Annotated in this window: 15 protein-coding genes and 3 pseudogenes; 1 reads left to right on the forward strand and 17 read right to left on the reverse strand. The window is 62.8% G+C overall.

What is annotated here, in order from left to right; translation table 11 throughout:
• Positions 1–18: 18 nt before the first annotated feature.
• The 4 genes from ACHMW6_RS23300 to ACHMW6_RS23315 are packed head-to-tail and all read right to left on the reverse strand — an operon-like array spanning position 19 to position 2,073.
• Positions 19–429 (reverse strand): VOC family protein, encoded by a 411-nt coding sequence (locus ACHMW6_RS23300; RefSeq protein ID WP_395400309.1) that lies wholly within the window; start codon positions 427–429, stop codon positions 19–21.
• Positions 430–442: 13 nt separating this feature from the next.
• Positions 443–1,324, reverse strand: coding sequence for a hypothetical protein (locus tag ACHMW6_RS23305; protein WP_395400311.1), 882 nt, complete (start codon positions 1,322–1,324; stop codon positions 443–445).
• Between the two features lie 13 nt (positions 1,325–1,337).
• The gene (locus tag ACHMW6_RS23310) at positions 1,338–1,634 is read right to left on the reverse strand and encodes a hypothetical protein (RefSeq protein ID WP_395400313.1); all 297 of its coding nucleotides are present in this window, start codon (positions 1,632–1,634) and stop codon (positions 1,338–1,340) included.
• Positions 1,635–1,647: 13 nt separating this feature from the next.
• Positions 1,648–2,073, reverse strand: coding sequence for a MarR family winged helix-turn-helix transcriptional regulator (locus tag ACHMW6_RS23315; protein ID WP_395400315.1), 426 nt, complete (start codon positions 2,071–2,073; stop codon positions 1,648–1,650).
• A 42-nt stretch (positions 2,074–2,115) separates the two neighbouring features.
• On the opposite strand from ACHMW6_RS23315, the gene ACHMW6_RS23320 reads away from it, so the two are divergent.
• Complete coding sequence (locus ACHMW6_RS23320; protein WP_395400317.1) at positions 2,116–2,640, forward strand: PaaI family thioesterase; 525 nt, start codon at positions 2,116–2,118, stop codon at positions 2,638–2,640.
• 101 nt (positions 2,641–2,741) lie between these two features.
• On the opposite strand, the pseudogene ispF reads toward ACHMW6_RS23320, so the two are convergent.
• The 13 genes and pseudogenes from ispF to nuoG all read right to left on the reverse strand — a co-directional run bounded on the left by ispF (position 2,742) and on the right by nuoG (position 15,568).
• A pseudogene (ispF, locus tag ACHMW6_RS23325) lies at positions 2,742–3,234 on the reverse strand (2-C-methyl-D-erythritol 2,4-cyclodiphosphate synthase).
• The gene (ispD, locus tag ACHMW6_RS23330; protein ID WP_395400318.1) at positions 3,231–3,923 is read right to left on the reverse strand and encodes a 2-C-methyl-D-erythritol 4-phosphate cytidylyltransferase; all 693 of its coding nucleotides are present in this window, start codon (positions 3,921–3,923) and stop codon (positions 3,231–3,233) included. Before ispD ends, ispF begins: the two are co-directional and overlap by 4 nt.
• A gap of 2 nt (positions 3,924–3,925) precedes the next feature.
• The gene (locus tag ACHMW6_RS23335; RefSeq protein ID WP_395400320.1) at positions 3,926–4,639 is read right to left on the reverse strand and encodes a hypothetical protein; all 714 of its coding nucleotides are present in this window, start codon (positions 4,637–4,639) and stop codon (positions 3,926–3,928) included.
• Between the two features lie 4 nt (positions 4,640–4,643).
• On the reverse strand, positions 4,644–5,201 hold the full coding sequence (locus tag ACHMW6_RS23340; protein ID WP_395400321.1) for an NUDIX domain-containing protein: 558 nt from the start codon (positions 5,199–5,201) through the stop codon (positions 4,644–4,646).
• A gap of 67 nt (positions 5,202–5,268) precedes the next feature.
• A pseudogene (locus ACHMW6_RS23345) lies at positions 5,269–5,570 on the reverse strand (DUF2818 family protein).
• The gene (nuoN, locus tag ACHMW6_RS23350) at positions 5,570–7,054 is read right to left on the reverse strand and encodes an NADH-quinone oxidoreductase subunit NuoN (RefSeq protein WP_395400323.1); all 1,485 of its coding nucleotides are present in this window, start codon (positions 7,052–7,054) and stop codon (positions 5,570–5,572) included. The pseudogene ACHMW6_RS23345 and the gene nuoN overlap by 1 nt, the downstream one beginning before the upstream one ends.
• Positions 7,055–7,076: 22 nt before the next feature.
• Complete coding sequence (locus ACHMW6_RS23355) at positions 7,077–8,588, reverse strand: NADH-quinone oxidoreductase subunit M (RefSeq protein ID WP_395400325.1); 1,512 nt, start codon at positions 8,586–8,588, stop codon at positions 7,077–7,079.
• Between the two features lie 23 nt (positions 8,589–8,611).
• Positions 8,612–10,661: pseudogene (gene nuoL / locus ACHMW6_RS23360) on the reverse strand (NADH-quinone oxidoreductase subunit L).
• A 35-nt stretch (positions 10,662–10,696) separates the two neighbouring features.
• A complete protein-coding gene (gene nuoK / locus ACHMW6_RS23365) occupies positions 10,697–11,005 on the reverse strand; it encodes an NADH-quinone oxidoreductase subunit NuoK (protein WP_135200508.1) in 309 nt (102 codons plus the stop codon).
• Positions 11,002–11,631, reverse strand: a complete 630-nt coding sequence (locus ACHMW6_RS23370) for an NADH-quinone oxidoreductase subunit J (protein ID WP_395400327.1) — start codon at positions 11,629–11,631, stop codon at positions 11,002–11,004. The genes nuoK and ACHMW6_RS23370 overlap by 4 nt, the downstream gene beginning before the upstream one ends.
• 17 nt (positions 11,632–11,648) lie before the next feature.
• Positions 11,649–12,137, reverse strand: coding sequence for an NADH-quinone oxidoreductase subunit NuoI (nuoI, locus tag ACHMW6_RS23375; protein WP_395400329.1), 489 nt, complete (start codon positions 12,135–12,137; stop codon positions 11,649–11,651).
• Between the two features lie 15 nt (positions 12,138–12,152).
• Complete coding sequence (nuoH, locus tag ACHMW6_RS23380) at positions 12,153–13,235, reverse strand: NADH-quinone oxidoreductase subunit NuoH (protein WP_395400331.1); 1,083 nt, start codon at positions 13,233–13,235, stop codon at positions 12,153–12,155.
• Positions 13,235–15,568, reverse strand: coding sequence for an NADH-quinone oxidoreductase subunit NuoG (gene nuoG / locus ACHMW6_RS23385; protein ID WP_395400333.1), 2,334 nt, complete (start codon positions 15,566–15,568; stop codon positions 13,235–13,237). Before nuoG ends, nuoH begins: the two co-directional genes overlap by 1 nt.
• Positions 15,569–15,571 lie beyond the last annotated feature (3 nt).

The following is a 15,571-nucleotide window of genomic DNA, read 5'->3' on the forward strand; positions in this document are numbered from 1 at the left end:
CTGCTTTTTGCCGTTGGTTTAAGGATGCACCGGCGGCCCTTTGAGTTCGACCGTATTCCCTTCCGGGTCGTTGACGTAGATCGACGGCCCCTCCCCTTCGGCGCCGTAGCGCGATTCGGCCGGCCCATGCGGCACGTCGTGCTGCGTCAGGTGCGCGCTGATCGCCGCCTCATCGAACGGTTCAACGCGGAAGCAGAAATGGTCGACGTTGCGGCCTTCCTTGCCGGGCGGAGCGCCGCCCATGCGGCCCAGTTTCTGGTCCACCGGCACCAGGTCCACCAATGAGCTGCCGGCACGCAGCTGGACCAGGCCAATCGCATCCTGGCGGCGCTCGATGGTGCAGCCGAGGACTTCGGTGTAGAAGCGGATCATCCTGTCCAGGTCCACTACGCGCAGCACGATGTGGTCGATTTCGCGGATCTTGATCAATGCAGTCTCCTTTTCAGATTTTCGGCACCGGGTTGACCCCGGAGCCCGGTTCATATCTGGTGCCGCGCCACTGGTAACGCAAGCGCTCGAATATGCGCTGTGCGGGATTGTCCCTGGCGCTGTGGGCGCCGCTGAAGTCGACGATAAAGGCGCCCGGCATCGCCTGCGCTTCCTCGATGTTCCAATGGCCCTCGATCTTGAAGCAGTCGCCCGGCGGCGCCATGACGGCGTTCGCCGCCGGATCACCGGGACGCAGGCCGGGCAGCTCGGGCCGCAGGCGCTGCACGCAGTCGGGGCGGGCATAGACATTGTCCGCCGCCAGCGGCATGTCGGCGATGCCGGCCGGCTTCACGCCATCCTTGCTCACTTCGTAGACGGAAATCCAGCGTCCGCAATAGCCCTGCCAGCAACTGCCGTATTCCGCCACCAGCCCCTGCACAGCGGCCGACAGACGCACCGGCTCCATATGGGCTGCGCCCTCGAAGCCCTTCAGGTCGAAGGGTTCCTGGCGCTTCAGCAGCTTCCAGCCGGAGGGGGTGGTGCTGAAGGTATAGGCGGCCAGCCCGGCGGGCGTGGCATGCGACCACTGCGCCATGCCATCGTCGGCTGCCGGCTGCATCGTGGCCAGCAGCACGTAGCGCCCGGGCGCGGCGCGCAGCACCAGCGTGGGCGCGACGATGACCTTGCGCTGCTTTGCTTTCGATGGCGTATCGGACGTCCAGCGCTGGGTGAGTTTTGTCAGCGGAATGGTCTGCACGCGCCCCTCGGTATCGTCCGCCCATTTCGGGAAGGCGACCGCAATCAGGTCGCCCATCGAAGGCATGTCCTCCTCCGGCGCTTGCGCCGCGGCGGGAATGGCGACAGCGAGGACGGCGGAGGCAAGCATGCGAAGCATAAGGGCTCCTTGATCAGATGCGGACGCGGCGGCGGTCGTCGAGGAAGGTCTGGGTCTGCTGCGGCGTGAGCACCTTGAACGGATCGCCGTGGTACACGTAAAGATATTGCTGGCCGCCGAGGCGGTCGGTCAGCTTGGCTGAAACGAGGAATTGCGTGCCCGCCGGATAGTCCTCGCGCAGCGCCCGCGGGCATTGCACGCGCAGCTCGGAACTGTAGGCCTGGCCATTGAGCGGGCGCACGCGCACCTGCCCATCGTCGTCAAGAAAGGATTCAACCGCGATGTCGCGGTAAGCATAGATGTCGCGCATGGCGACAATGTTATCACTGCTGCAGCAGAGGCGCGACGCGCGCCATGGCGAAACCAATTTCGGCGTGCAGGGATTTCGTGCCCTCGTCGCCCAGCGCCTGCTCCAGCTCCGCCTGCGCCTTGCGCCAGGCCGCCTTCGCCTCGCGGATCTTCGACCGGCCCTCTGCCGTGATCGTGATGACGCGCACGCGCGCATCCTTGCCCGCAGCTTGCGCCACCCAACCGGCATCGGCCAGCGGCCGCAGGTTGCGCGTCAGCGTCGTGCGTTCCATGCCCATCAGGGTAGCCAGATGGGTGATCGGCAACGCTTCGTGCTCGACGTGGCGCAGCAGCGCGAACTGCGTGGCCTTGATGCCGGCAGCGGCCAGGTGCTGGTCGTACAGGCGCGTGACCGAGCGGGCCAGTTTGCGCAATGCATAGCAGGTGCAGGTAGGGTCCATTGCTGTAGTATAGTGTAATTACACGTATTTTAGGAGCCGGGCATGGAAGGCAAGAGCACACTGGAAAACTGGATGGATGAAGAAGCGGCGATGCGCCAGCGCGTGGCGCCGGCCGGCGTGGCGGACCGCGAACAGTTGCGCGGCAACGCGGGCCTGGACTTCCTGCAGAAGATCGGCGACGGCGAACTGCCTCCGCCCCCGATCGCGGAGCTGATGGGCTTTGTGCCGATCGAGGTGGAACACGGCCGCATCATTTTCCAGGGCACGCCGGGCCCGCAGCATTACAACCCGAGCGGCGCGGTGCACGGCGGCTACGCGGCCACCTTGCTCGATTCGGCCGTCGGCTGCGCGGTGCACAGCACGCTACCCGCCGGCATGGGCTTTACCACGCTGGAGCTGAAGGTGAACTATGTGCGCGCGATGACGGACAAGACCGGGCCGGTGCGCGCCGAGGGCAAGGTGATCACGGCCGGTAAGCAGGTGGCCGTGGCCGAAGGCCGCATCACGGATGCCAACGGCAAGCTGTATGCCCATGCTACGACTACCTGCCTGATTTTTCCTATCTAGAACCCAAGGCAGAAGCTGGTGTCAGGCACAACGTGCCTGACACCTATCCGGGGCCGCGTGCCAGGGTGTCAGGCACATCGTGCCTGACACCAGCTTTTGCATCAGGTTTTCAGCACCAGCAGCGCCACCGCTTCCCGCGTTGATCCCCTCCTCCCGCCCCAGGTACCCCAATTTCTCATTGGTCTTGGCCTTCACATTCACATGACCCACCGGCACGCCCAGGTCGGCGGCGATGTTGGCGGCCATGGTCGCGATATGCGGCGCCATCTTCGGCCGCTGGGCGATGATGGTGCAGTCGATATTACCGATGTCATAGCCGGTGGCCCGCACGCGCTTGGCCGCTTCGCGCAGCAGCACGCGCGAATCGGCGCCGCGGAATTCCTCGGCGGTGTCCGGGAAATGCTTGCCGATATCGCCCAGGGCAGCGGCGCCGAGGATGGCGTCGGTGATGGCGTGCAGCAGCGCATCGGCATCCGAGTGGCCGAGCAGGCCGCGCTCGTGCGGGATGTCGACGCCGCCGAGAATCAGCTTGCGGCCTTCGACCAGGCGGTGGCTGTCATAGCCCTGGCCGATGCGGAATGGCAGTTGGGTCATTGTTCTTCTTCCTTCAGATACATTTCAGCGATACGGATGTCCGACGGCAGCGTGACCTTCAGGTTACGCGGGTGGCCTTCGACCAGCTGCGGCGACAGGCCAAGCATTTCGACGGCGCTGGCATCGTCGGTAATGGCGTTCGGATCGGGCGCCGAGCCGAGGGCGCGCAGCAGCAGCTCATAGCTGAACATCTGCGGCGTCTGCGCCAGCCACAGGCCGTCTCGCGGCGTGGTCTGGACCTTGCCGCCGCGCGTGGTCTTCACCGTGTCCACCACCGGCAGCGCGAGCAGGCCGCCGGCTGGATTGTTGCCCACCTCCCCGATCAGCTTGCGGATCAGGGCCGGCGTGAGGCCGGGACGCGCTGCGTCGTGCACCAGCACCATGTCCTGATCGCCCACCTGCCCCGCCAATGCGCGCAGGCCGTTCAGGATGGAATCCATGCGCGTGGCGCCGCCGCAGCGCAATACGGTCACGCGCGGCGGCAGCGTGATTGCGCCAACGTAGCCGTCGTCGGGGCTGACGACGATGTACGTATGCGCCACCAGCTCGCTGGCGGCAAACGCCGCGGCGGTGTGTTGCAGCATCGGCTTGCCGAGCAGCGGCAGGTACTGCTTCGGGCTGGCCGCCGCCATGCGTGCGCCGACGCCGGCGGCAGGGATCAGGGCGATATAGCGTGGTGTCTCTGTCATTCTCAGTTGGCGCGCCCGCCGGGGCGGCGCGTCTTTTTCAGGATGGTTTGAATCTCGCCGTTGCAGGCCTTGCTCAGCCGCGCATATTCGGCCGGCGAATCGATCTGCGCCTGCAGCAGTTCGACCTTGTTCATTTCGGCCTTGATGAAGGGCATCCAGCCGCTGTCGATTTCATGGGCCAGCGCCGAACGCGCCGTGCCGGACGGTGCATACAAGGGCTTGCCCTCGAAACGTTTGGCCAGCGCATCGCGCACAACCTTTTCGACCTTGGGCAGCTGGTCCATATAAGTCTGCATATGCCGCATCTCGTGCGCCAGGATCACCTCATAGCCGCAAGTCCCCGGCGGGAACTCGTTGCCGACATACACGCGCACCGGCGCATAAGTGAGCTCCACCTTGATCTGCGGCGCCACGCATTCGTAGCCACTGGCGGGGTCCTGCAGCATGGGGCCATCGAGGCCGATCTGCACGCGCGATTCGGTCTTGGTCAGGCCCAGCACATAACCGTTAGGCGGCAGCACGCCGCCTTTCATGCGGCTCAGGGCCTTGTAGGACAGCTGGGTGTTGACGGAGTAGCCGTTCTGGCGGGCGGACAGCACGGAGACGGTCTTGCTGATGGTGTCCTCGCAGCGAACCTGGAAGGGCGTGCGCTCGGCCGCCCCTGCGCTGCCCGTTGCGAGCAGCGCCGCAAGCAGCAGCAGGCGCCACGGCTTCATCGCCTCAGTCCAGTTTCCAGCTTCCGGTGCGCAGCTTGTCCAGCCAGAAGGCGCCGATGACGGTCTTGACGTCGGTGATCTTGCCGCTGCGGACCCAGTCCAGCATGTCGTCCACGCTGGCCGTAATCAGTTCGATGAATTCGCCGTCGTCCAGTTTCGTCTTGCCTTCGGTCAGGCCGCGCGCCAGGTAGATGTCCAGGTGCTCGTCCGAATAGGCGATGGCGTTGTGGATGGTGGCGACGAATTGCCAGTCGTTGGCGGTATAGCCGGTTTCCTCTTCCAGCTCGCGGATGGCGCAGGCCAGCGGGTCCTCGCCCGGATCGATCTTGCCGGCCGGGAGTTCGATGAACACGCGGTCCAGCGGGTAGCGGAACTGGCGCTCCAGCAGCACGTGGCCGTTATCCAGCACTGGCAGCACGACCACGGCGCCGGGATGCTTGATGTATTCGCGCGAAGTGATTTCGCCGTCCGGCAGCGACACGCGGTCGCGGTGGACTTTCAGGAAGCCGCCGTCATAGGCGAGCTGGCCGTCGATTCTGGTTTCTTCGAGGTGTTTATCCACGCTGACTCCAATTAATGCCACAACCGCAAACCCAAGTGGCTGCCACGGCGTGGCAGCCACCAGATTTTCAGGTCTTGTGGTGTTTACGCAGGTAGCGTACCACGAAGCCGGGGAAAGCCAGGACGAGGAAGACGAAGGCGCCGATCCAGTAGAACTCCCACGTTTGCGGGAAACCGGTGCCGATGCGGGATCGAGGGCCATGCCGATCGCGCCGACGATCAGGTAGTAGACCGCCAGCTCACCCAGGCGCACCACGAACAGCTTGCGGGACACCGGGATGAGGGCGAATACCTTTTCGTTCACGAAAGGCAGGTTGGCGGCCACCACTGCGAGCAGGATGACCAGCCAGCTTGAAGCATTTACATCCATTACGAAGCCAGGGTCTTGGCCATGGCGGTCATGCAGGCGTTCAGCAGCGGACCAGGGATCATACCCAGTGCCACCACGGCCAGGCCGTTCAGTCCCAGCACGATTGCCTTGTCGCCGTAGACGATGATCGGCGCATTCTCGGACGGCTCATCGAACCACATATTCTTCACCACGCGGATGTAGTAGAACGCACCCACCAGCGAGAACATCACGGCGAACACGGTCAGCCACACCTGGCCGGTGGCCAGCACGGACTGCAGCACGGCGAACTTGGCGGCAAAGCCCATCATCGGCGGCACGCCGGCCAGCGAGAACATCAGCACGGACATCAGCAGTGCATAGCCCGGGCTGCGCTTGGACAGGCCCTTGAAGTCTTCCAGTTCTTCCGCTTCGAAGCCCTGGCGCGCCAGCACCATGATCAGGCCGAAGGTGCCGACGGTGGTCAGCACATAGGTGATCGAGTAGTACATGGCGGCGCTGTAAGCCGCGGCGGCGTTGGCCGGGGACTGGCCCACCACGCCGGCCATCAGGCCGAGCAGCACGAAGCCCATCTGCGCGATGGTGGAGTAAGCCAGCATGCGCTTCAGGTTGGTCTGGGCGATTGCGGTCAGGTTGCCGATGGCCAGGGACAGCACGGCCAGGATCATCAGCATCTGCTGCCAGTCGAATGCCATCGGCAGCATGCCTTCCACCAGCAGGCGCACGCAGATGGCGAAGGTCGCCAGCTTCGGCGCGCCGCCCAGCAGCAGGGTCACGCCGGTCGGCGAACCCTGGTAGACGTCAGGCACCCACATGTGGAAGGGCACGGCGCCCAGCTTGAAGGCCAGGCCGGCCACCAGGAACACCAGGCCGAACACCAGGATGGTCGGGTTCACGGTGCCGGAGCCGATCTTCTTGGCCACCTCGGTGATTTCCAGCGTGCCGGTCGCGCCGTACAGCATGGACATGCCGTACAGTAGGAAGCCGGAAGCCAGCGCACCCAGGATGAAGTACTTCATTGCCGCTTCGGTAGCGCGGGCATTGTCGCGGCGCAGAGCCACCAGGGCGTACAGGGCCAGCGACATCAGTTCCAGGCCGAGGTAGACCGACAGGAAGCTGTTCGCCGAGATCATGACCATCTGCCCCATCACGGAGAACAGGGCCAGCACGTAGAACTCGCCGCCCAGGGTGCCGCCCAGCATGCCGCGGTCATGCGCGTACTGGCGGGAATACACCAGGGTCATGCCGGTCACCAGGTAGGTGAACAGCTTGAGCAGGTTGCCCATCGGGTCGTTGATGAACATGTTCGAGAACGCGTACACCGTGGTGCCTGCGCTGAAATCAGCGAAGGTGAAGAAGGCGCAGCCAAGCAGCGTCGCCAGCGACAGGCCGTAGGTGATCGCGCGTTTGCTCTCGTTCAGGAACATATCGATCAGCAGGATCGCCGAAGCGGCGACCAGCAGAAAGACCTCTGCGGAGAGCGGGATCAGGTTAGTGTTATTCATGAAAACTTGGTCCTATTTGCAATCAGTGTGCTGCGACGGCAGCCAGCTTGCTCTGTGCGACATGCTGCAGCAGGTCGGCCACGGAAACTTGCATCACGTCGGTGAACGGCGCCGGGTAGAGGCCCATGTACAGGGTGGCCACCGCAAGGATGCCCAGCATCAGGAATTCGCGGCCATTCAGGTCGGTCATTTCTTCCACATGCGGGTTGGTGATGGCGCCGAAGATCACGCGCTTGGCCATCCACAGCGAGTAAGCCGCGCCCAGGATCAGGGCGGTGGCGGCCAGGATGCCGGTCACGAAGTTGAACTGCACGGCGCCCAGGATGACCATGAATTCGCCGACGAAGCCGGAAGTGGCCGGCAGGCCGCAGTTGGCCATCGAGAACAGGATGAACAGGGCTGCGAACTTCGGCATCTTGTTCACCACGCCACCGTAGTCGGCGATCTGGCGCGAGTGCATGCGGTCGTACATCACGCCGATGCAAAGGAACATTGCGCCGGACACGAAGCCGTGCGACACCATTTGCATGATACCGCCCTGCATCGACATGTCGTTGAACATGAAGAAGCCCAGGGTCACGAAGCCCATGTGGGCGATGGACGAATATGCCACCAGTTTCTTCATGTCCTTCTGCACCATGGCCACAAGGCCAACGTAGATCACGGCGATCAGGGACAGCACGATCACGAAGCCGGCCAGGTCTTTCGACGCGTCAGGCACGATCGGCAGCGAGAATCGCAGGAAACCGTAGGCGCCCAGCTTCAGCATGATCGCGGCCAGCACGGCGGAGCCGCCGGTCGGCGCTTCCACGTGCACGTCCGGCAGCCAAGTGTGGACCGGGAACATCGGCACCTTCACGGCGAAGGCCATGAAGAAGGCGAAGAAGATGGCTACCTGCTCGGTCATGTTCAGCGGCAGCTTGTGCCACGCCAGGATGTCCCAACTGCCGGACTTGTTGTACAGGTAGATCAGTGCGACCAGCGTCAGCAGCGAGCCGAAGAAGGTGTAGAGGAAGAACTTGAACGCTGCGTAAATGCGGTTCGAACCACCCCAGACGCCGATGATGATGTACATCGGGATCAGGGTCGCTTCAAAGAAGAAGTAGAACAGCAGGCCGTCCATGGCGGCGAACACGCCGATCATCAGGCCGGACAGGATCAGGAACGCGCCCATGTACTGGGCCACGCGCTCGGTAATCACTTCCCAGGCGGAGATCACCACGATAATGGTGATGAAAGCCGTCAGCGGGATGAACCACATCGACAGGCCATCGATGCCCAGCGTGTAGTAAATGTTGAAGCGCTCGATCCAGGCCGATTTTTCGACGAACTGCAGGCCGTGCGCCGTCTTGTCGAACTGCGTGAACAGCGGAATGGTCGGCAGCAGGGAAACCACCGAGCCGACCAGCGACAGCACGCGCACCATGCCGGCACGGGAATCGCGGCCGATCGCCAGCACGATCAGGCCGAACAATACCGGCAGCCAGATGGACAGGCTGAGGTAAGGAGGAAGATTATTAATCGTTGACTGCATCTTTTATCTCTTTGCGTCAGCTGTTAAGCGTGCCAAAACGGCAGGAAGTACACCAGGAAGCCCAGGATACCGATGATCATCACGAACGCGTAGTGATAGATGTAACCGGTCTGCAGCACCCGGGTCAGCGAGGAGAACCAGCCCACCACTTTCGCCGAGCCGTTCACCACCAGGCCGTCGATCAGGGTGCGGTCGCCCACATTCCACAGGCCCTCACCCAGCAGGCGTGCGCCGCGGGCGAAGAAGGCTTCGTTGAACTTGTCCATGTAGTACTTGTTGTCCAGCAGCGTGTGCAGCGGCTTCAGCGCGTTGTAGAACGCTTCCGGTACTTTCGGATTGATCATGTAGCAGTAGTAAGCCGAAGCCACGCCAGCAATCGCCAGCCACAGCGGCAGCGAAGTCAGCGAGTGGATCGCCATCTGCAGCGCGCCAGGGAATTCTTCCGCCAGTTCGTGCATCGCATGGTGGTTTTCACCAATGAAGATCACGCCCTTGAAGAAGTCGCCGTACAGCATCGGGCCGATGGTCAGGTAGCCGATGATCACGGAAGGAATCGCCAGCAGGATCAGCGGCAGCGTCACCACCCATGGCGACTCGTGCGGCTTCTCGCCCGGCGCCAGGCCGTGGTGATGGTCCGGATCTTCATCCGCTTCGTCCCGCGTGGTGCGACTCGTGCGCGTGGTGGTGTTCCTGGCCGAAGCGCTCCTTGCCGTGGAAGACCAGGAAGTACATGCGGAAGGAATAGAAGGCGGTCACGAACACGCCGGCCAGCACGGCAAACTTGGCGAAGCCGGCGCCCGGCAGGTGGCTCAGCATCGTGGCTTCGATGATCGAATCCTTCGAGTAGAAGCCGGAGAAGAACGGCGTACCGATCAGCGCCAGGGAACCCAGCAGCGAGGTGATCCAGGTGATCTTCATGTACTTCGACAGGCCGCCCATATTGCGGATGTCCTGGTCGTGGTGCATGCCGATGATGACGGAGCCTGCGCCCAGGAACAGCAGCGCCTTGAAGAAGGCGTGGGTCATCAGGTGGAACACGGCCACCGAGTAGGCCGAAGCGCCCAGCGCCACGGTCATGTAGCCCAGCTGCGACAGAGTCGAGTAAGCGACCACGCGCTTGATGTCATTCTGGATAATGCCCAGGAAGCCCATGAACAGCGCGGTGATGGCGCCGATCACCATCACGAAGGACAGTGCGGTATCGGACAGTTCGAACAGCGGCGACATGCGGGTCACCATGAAGATGCCGGCGGTCACCATGGTCGCCGCGTGGATCAGTGCGGAGATCGGGGTCGGGCCTTCCATCGAGTCCGGCAGCCAGACGTGCAGCGGGAACTGGGCCGACTTGCCCATTGCGCCGATGAACAGGCAGATGCAGGCCACGGTGATCAGCATCCAGCTGCTGCCCGGCAGGTGCAGGGTCGCCAGGTATTCGCGCTTGGCGAACACTTCCTGGTAATCCATCGAACCGGAATAAGCCAGCAGCAGGCCGATGCCCAGGATGAAGCCGAAGTCGCCCACGCGGTTGACCAGGAAGGCCTTCATATTGGCGAAGATCGCGGTCGGGCGGGTGTACCAGAAGCCGATCAGCAGGTAGGACACCAGGCCCACAGCTTCCCAGCCGAAGAACAGCTGCAGGAAGTTGTTGGACATCACCAGCATCAGCATCGAGAAGGTGAACAGCGAGATGTAGGAGAAGAAGCGGTTGTAGCCTTCGTCATGCTCCATGTAGCCGATGGTATAGATGTGCACCATCAGCGACACGAAGGTCACCACGTTCATCATCATCGCGGTCAGCGCATCGATCTGGAAACCGACGGCCAGCTTGACGCCGGCCACGGTCATCCAGCGGTACACGTCACCGTTGAAGGTCGCGCCATCCATCACCTGCAGCAGGGTCTGGAAGGAAATCAGGAAAGCGATCAGCACGCCGAGGATGGTCGCAGTGTGCGACACCTTGCGGCCGACGACATTGCCGAAGAACTTGGTGCCCAGCAGGCCCGCGATTGCGGAACCTGCCAGCGGCGCCAGTGGTACGGCCAGTAGGAGGGTTGGGTTAAGTTGCCCCGTCATGATTAACCTTATGTCTATTCTTCGAGGTTACTAACTCAGCCTTTAAGGCTATCCAGGTCTTCCACATTGATGGTGTCCAGATTACGGAACAGCACCACCAGGATCGCGAGGCCGATCGCCGATTCGGCGGCGGCCACGGTCAGGATGAAGAAGACAAAGATCTGCCCGGCCGCATCGCCCAGGTAATGCGAGAACGCGATGAAGTTCATGTTCACTGCCAGCAGCATCAGTTCGATGGCCATCAGCAGGATGATGACGTTCTTGCGGTTCAGGAAAATACCGACGATCGAGATCGCGAACAGGATCGCGCCCAGGACCAGGTAGTGTGCGAGCGATAAAGTCATGGTGCCTCCTTCGTGGCCGCTTCGACCGGAGCGTGGACGACAGCGTCCATCTTCACGATCTTCAGGCGGTCGTTACGCTTGACGCGGACCGCATCGGCCGGGTCGAAGTGCTTGGTGTCTTTGCGGCGGCGCAGGGTCAGGGCCACGGCGGCAACGATTGCCACCAGCAGGACCACCGCTGCAACTTCGAACGCATAGATGTATTCAGTGAAAATCGCCAGGCCCAGTGCCTTGGTCTGGCCGATGGTGTTCGACGCCGCAGGCGCCTGGGCGCTTGCCACGCCGAAGGAGCGCCACAGCACGGAAGCCATCTCCAGCACGATCACGCCGCCGATGATGGAAGCGAGCGGCAGATAGTTCCAGAACCCTGCCCTCAGCTTGTCGAGGTCGATGTCGATCATCATCACGACGAACAGGAACAGCACCATCACGGCGCCGACATACACCAGCACCAGCACGATGGACAGGAATTCGGCTTTCAGCAGCATCCAGATGCCGGCCGCCTGGAAGAAGGCCAGCACCAGGTACAGTGCAGCATGTACCGGGTTGCGGGCCGTGATGACGCGCATCGATGCCAGCACCAGGATGGCAGCGAACACGTAGAACAATACGGTTGTGAAGTTCATTAGTTTAGCCTCGGCGATCAGCGGTAAGGAGCGTCGGCAGCGCGGTTGGCGGCGATTTCCGCTTCGTAGCGGTCGCCCACGGCCAGCAGCATTTCCTTGGTGTAGTACAGGTCGCCACGCTTTTCGCCGTGGTATTCCAGTACGTGGGTTTCCACGATCGAGTCGACCGGGCAGGACTCTTCGCAGAAGCCGCAGAAGATGCACTTGGTCAGGTCGATGTCGTAGCGCGTGGTGCGGCGCGAACCGTCGTCACGCTGCTCCGACTCGATGGTGATGGCCATCGCCGGACACACCGCTTCGCACAGTTTGCAAGCGATGCAGCGCTCTTCGCCGTTCGGATAACGGCGCAGTGCGTGCAGGCCGCGGAAACGCGGCGAAATCGGCGTCTTCTCTTCAGGGAACTGGACGGTGATCTTCTTGGCAAACATGTATTTGCCGGTCAGCGCCATCCCCTTGAACAATTCGGTCAGCATGAAGCTGCCGAAGAAATCTTTCAATCGGTCCATTCTGTATTCGCTCTCTTACTTCCAAATATTCCAGGAGGTCTGCATCCAGGTCGCCACGAACACCAGGTACACCAGGGTCAGGGGGATGAACACTTTCCAGCCCAAACGCATGATCTGGTCATAGCGGTAGCGCGGGAACGTACCGCGGGTCCAGATGAACAGAGACACGATGAAGAAGGTCTTGATGAACAGCCAGAAGAAGCCGCCGAACACGCCGCCGATTTCCAGCGCCGCGATCGGAGCGGACCAGCCGCCCAGGAACATGACCGATGCCAGCAGGCCGATCAGGATCATGTTGGCGTATTCCGCCAGGAAGAACATCGCGTAAGCCATGCCGCCGTATTCGACCATGTGGCCGCCGACGATCTCGGATTCGCCTTCCACCACGTCGAACGGGTGGCGGTTACATTCGGCCAGGCCGGAAACCAGGTAGACCACGAAGATCGGCAGCAGCGGCAGCCAGTTCCAGGACAGGAAGTTGATGCCCATGGCAGCCATGGTGCCCTTCTGCTGGCCGGCCACGATTTCGGAGAAGTTCAGCGAGCCGGAAACCATCAGCACGATCACCAGCGCGAAGCCCATCGCGATTTCGTAGGACACCATCTGCGCCGATGCACGCATCGCACCCATGAAGGAGTACTTCGAGTTGGAAGCCCAGCCGGCGATGATGATGCCGTACACTTCCATCGAGGCGATCGCCATGACCAGCAGCAGGCCGGCATTGACGTCCGCCAGGGCGGCGCCCGGCGCGAACGGCACCACCGACCAGCAGGCCAGCGCCGGCATGATGGTCATCACCGGACCGATGAAGAACAGGGACTTGTTCGACTTGGTCGGGGTGATGATCTCTTTGAAGAGCAGTTTCAGCGCGTCGGCGATCGGCTGCAGCAGGCCGTTCGGGCCCACGCGGTTCGGGCCGATACGGATCTGGATCCAGCCCAGCAGCTTGCGCTCCCACAGCGTCAGGTAAGCCACGAGGCCCATCAGCGGCAGGGTCACACACAGGATCTTGATCATCGTCCAGATGAAGGTCCAGAAGGTACCCAGGTTGGCTTCGCCCGCGGCTTTAATCGAATCAATCATTTCTGGCAGAGCCATTACTTGCCCTCCCCTGCTTTAGCAACGGTAATCGGACCGAACATATCGCCCAGTGCGGCGGTCGATACGTGTGCGGCAGCTACGCGCACGACATTGGCCGGCAGCGCGGCGTCGATGGCGGCTTCCAGGATGGCCGAGCCGGAGCCCTGGGTCACCTGCACCTTGTCGCCGGACTTGATGCCCAGCTTCTCGGCGGCTGCCACGGACAGGCGCGCTTTCGGCGCGGCTGCGTCGGCGGTTGCCTGCAGCGGGCCGGAACGGCGGGCCAGCGCGTCGGCGAAGTAGATCGGCACATCGGCCAGGCGTTCCAGCTTGTCGCCGGCGCCGGCAACGGCGGCTACCGGTGCTTTCTTCGCAGTGTTGTTCAGCTGGGCCGACAGGTCGGTCACGCCGTTCTCGAACAGCTCGTCGCGGATCGCTTCCGAGGTTTCGTAGTCGAAACCGCCCAGGCCCAGGATGTTGCCCAGCACGCGCAGCACCTTCCAGGCCGGACGGGCTTCGCCCAGCGGCTTGACGGTGCCGTTGAAGCTTTGCAGGCGGCCTTCGGCGTTGATGAAGGAGCCCGAAGTCTCGGCGAAAGGCGCAACCGGCAGCAGCACGTCGGCATAGTCCATGCCGTGCTTGAAGGCGGACATGACCACCACCATTTCCGCGCCCTTCAGCGCAGCAACGGCAGCCTGCGGATTCGCGGCATCCAGTTCCGGCTCGGCGTGCAGCAGCACGTAAGCTTTCTTCGGTGCGGAGAAGGCCGGCGCGGCGTTCTTCGCCACGGCGCCCACCACGTAGCCGCCCACAGTGTTGGCAGCTTCGGTCAGGTAGCCCAGCTTGGCGCCGGTCTGCTCGGCGATCCACTGCGCAGCAGCGTGCAGCGCCGAAGCCTGCGGATGCGCGGCAGCGGCATTGCCCAGGAAGACGGCCTTGGCTGCATCGCCTGCGGCCAGCGAAGCGGCAATCGCTTCCGCTTCAGCGGAAACGGCAGCGCCGTCGAAGCCGGCCGGAGCGGCCACGCCCTTGGCCTTGGCCACGGCAGCCACCACGCCGGACAGCGCGGCCAGCCAGTCGGAAGGCGCAGCGGTGATGGTGTTGGCGGTGTTGATCAGGTTTTCTTCATTGGCGCCATGCAGCACGGACAGCTTGGCGCCAGCCTTCACGGCGGCGCGGATGCGGGTCGCGAACAGCGGGTGATCCTTGCGCAGGAAGGAACCGATGACGAACATGGACTTCAGCTTGCTGATCTCGGCGATCGGCATGCCCAGCCACGGCTTGATCTCGCCGTCCAGTGCGAAGTCGCTCTGGCGCAGGCGGAAATCGATGTTCTCGGAACCCACGCCGTGCATGACCTTCTTCAGCAGCGCCAGTTCTTCCACGGTGGCCTGGCCGGTGCCGTAGGCAGCCAGCGCATCGGCGCCGTGTTCATGCTTGATGTTCTTCAGGCCGTGCGCCACGTATTCCAGCGCCACTTGCCAGTCCACTTCCTTCCACTCGCCGCCCTGCTTCAGCATCGGCTGGGTCAGGCGTTCGGCGGACTCCAGGCCTTCGTAGGAGAAGCGGTCCTTGTCGGAGATCCAGCACTCGTTGACGGCGTCGTTCTCCAGCGGCAGCACGCGCTTGACCTTGCCCTGCTTGACCTGGACGATCAGGTTGGCGCCGGTCGAATCGTGCGGCGATACAGATTTGCGGCGCGACAGTTCCCAGGTACGGGCGCTGTAGCGGAACGGCTTGGAGGTCAGTGCGCCGACCGGGCACAGGTCGATCATATTACCGGACATCTCGGAGTTCACCGCTTCGCCCACGAAGGTGGTGATCTCGGAGTGTTCGCCGCGGCCCAGCATGCCCAGCTCCATTACGCCGGCCACTTCCTGGCCAAAGCGCACGCAGCGGGTGCAGTGGATGCAGCGCGACATTTCCTGCATCGACACCAGCGGACCGGCGTCCTTCGGATGCACGACGCGCTTTTCTTCTTCGTAGCGCGATTCGTTCTTGCCGTAGCCCACGGCCAGGTCTTGCAGCTGGCACTCGCCGCCCTGGTCGCAGATCGGGCAATCCAGGGGGTGGTTAATCAGCAGGAATTCCATCACGGACTTCTGGGCCTGCACGGCCTTGTCCGAGTGGGACTTGACCACCATGCCCGCCGTGACCGGCGTGGCGCATGCTGGCAGAGGCTTGGGAGCCTTTTCCACTTCAACGAGGCACATGCGGCAGTTTGCTGCGATCGACAATTTCTTGTGATAGCAGAAGTGCGGGATGTAGGTGCCCAGCTTGTTGGCGGCGTCCATCACCATGCTGCCCGCAGGGACTTCTACCTTTTTGCCGTCAATTTCGATTTCAACCATGAT

Source organism: Pseudoduganella sp. UC29_106, assembly GCF_044055365.1.
Taxonomy (GTDB): domain Bacteria; phylum Pseudomonadota; class Gammaproteobacteria; order Burkholderiales; family Burkholderiaceae_D; genus Rugamonas.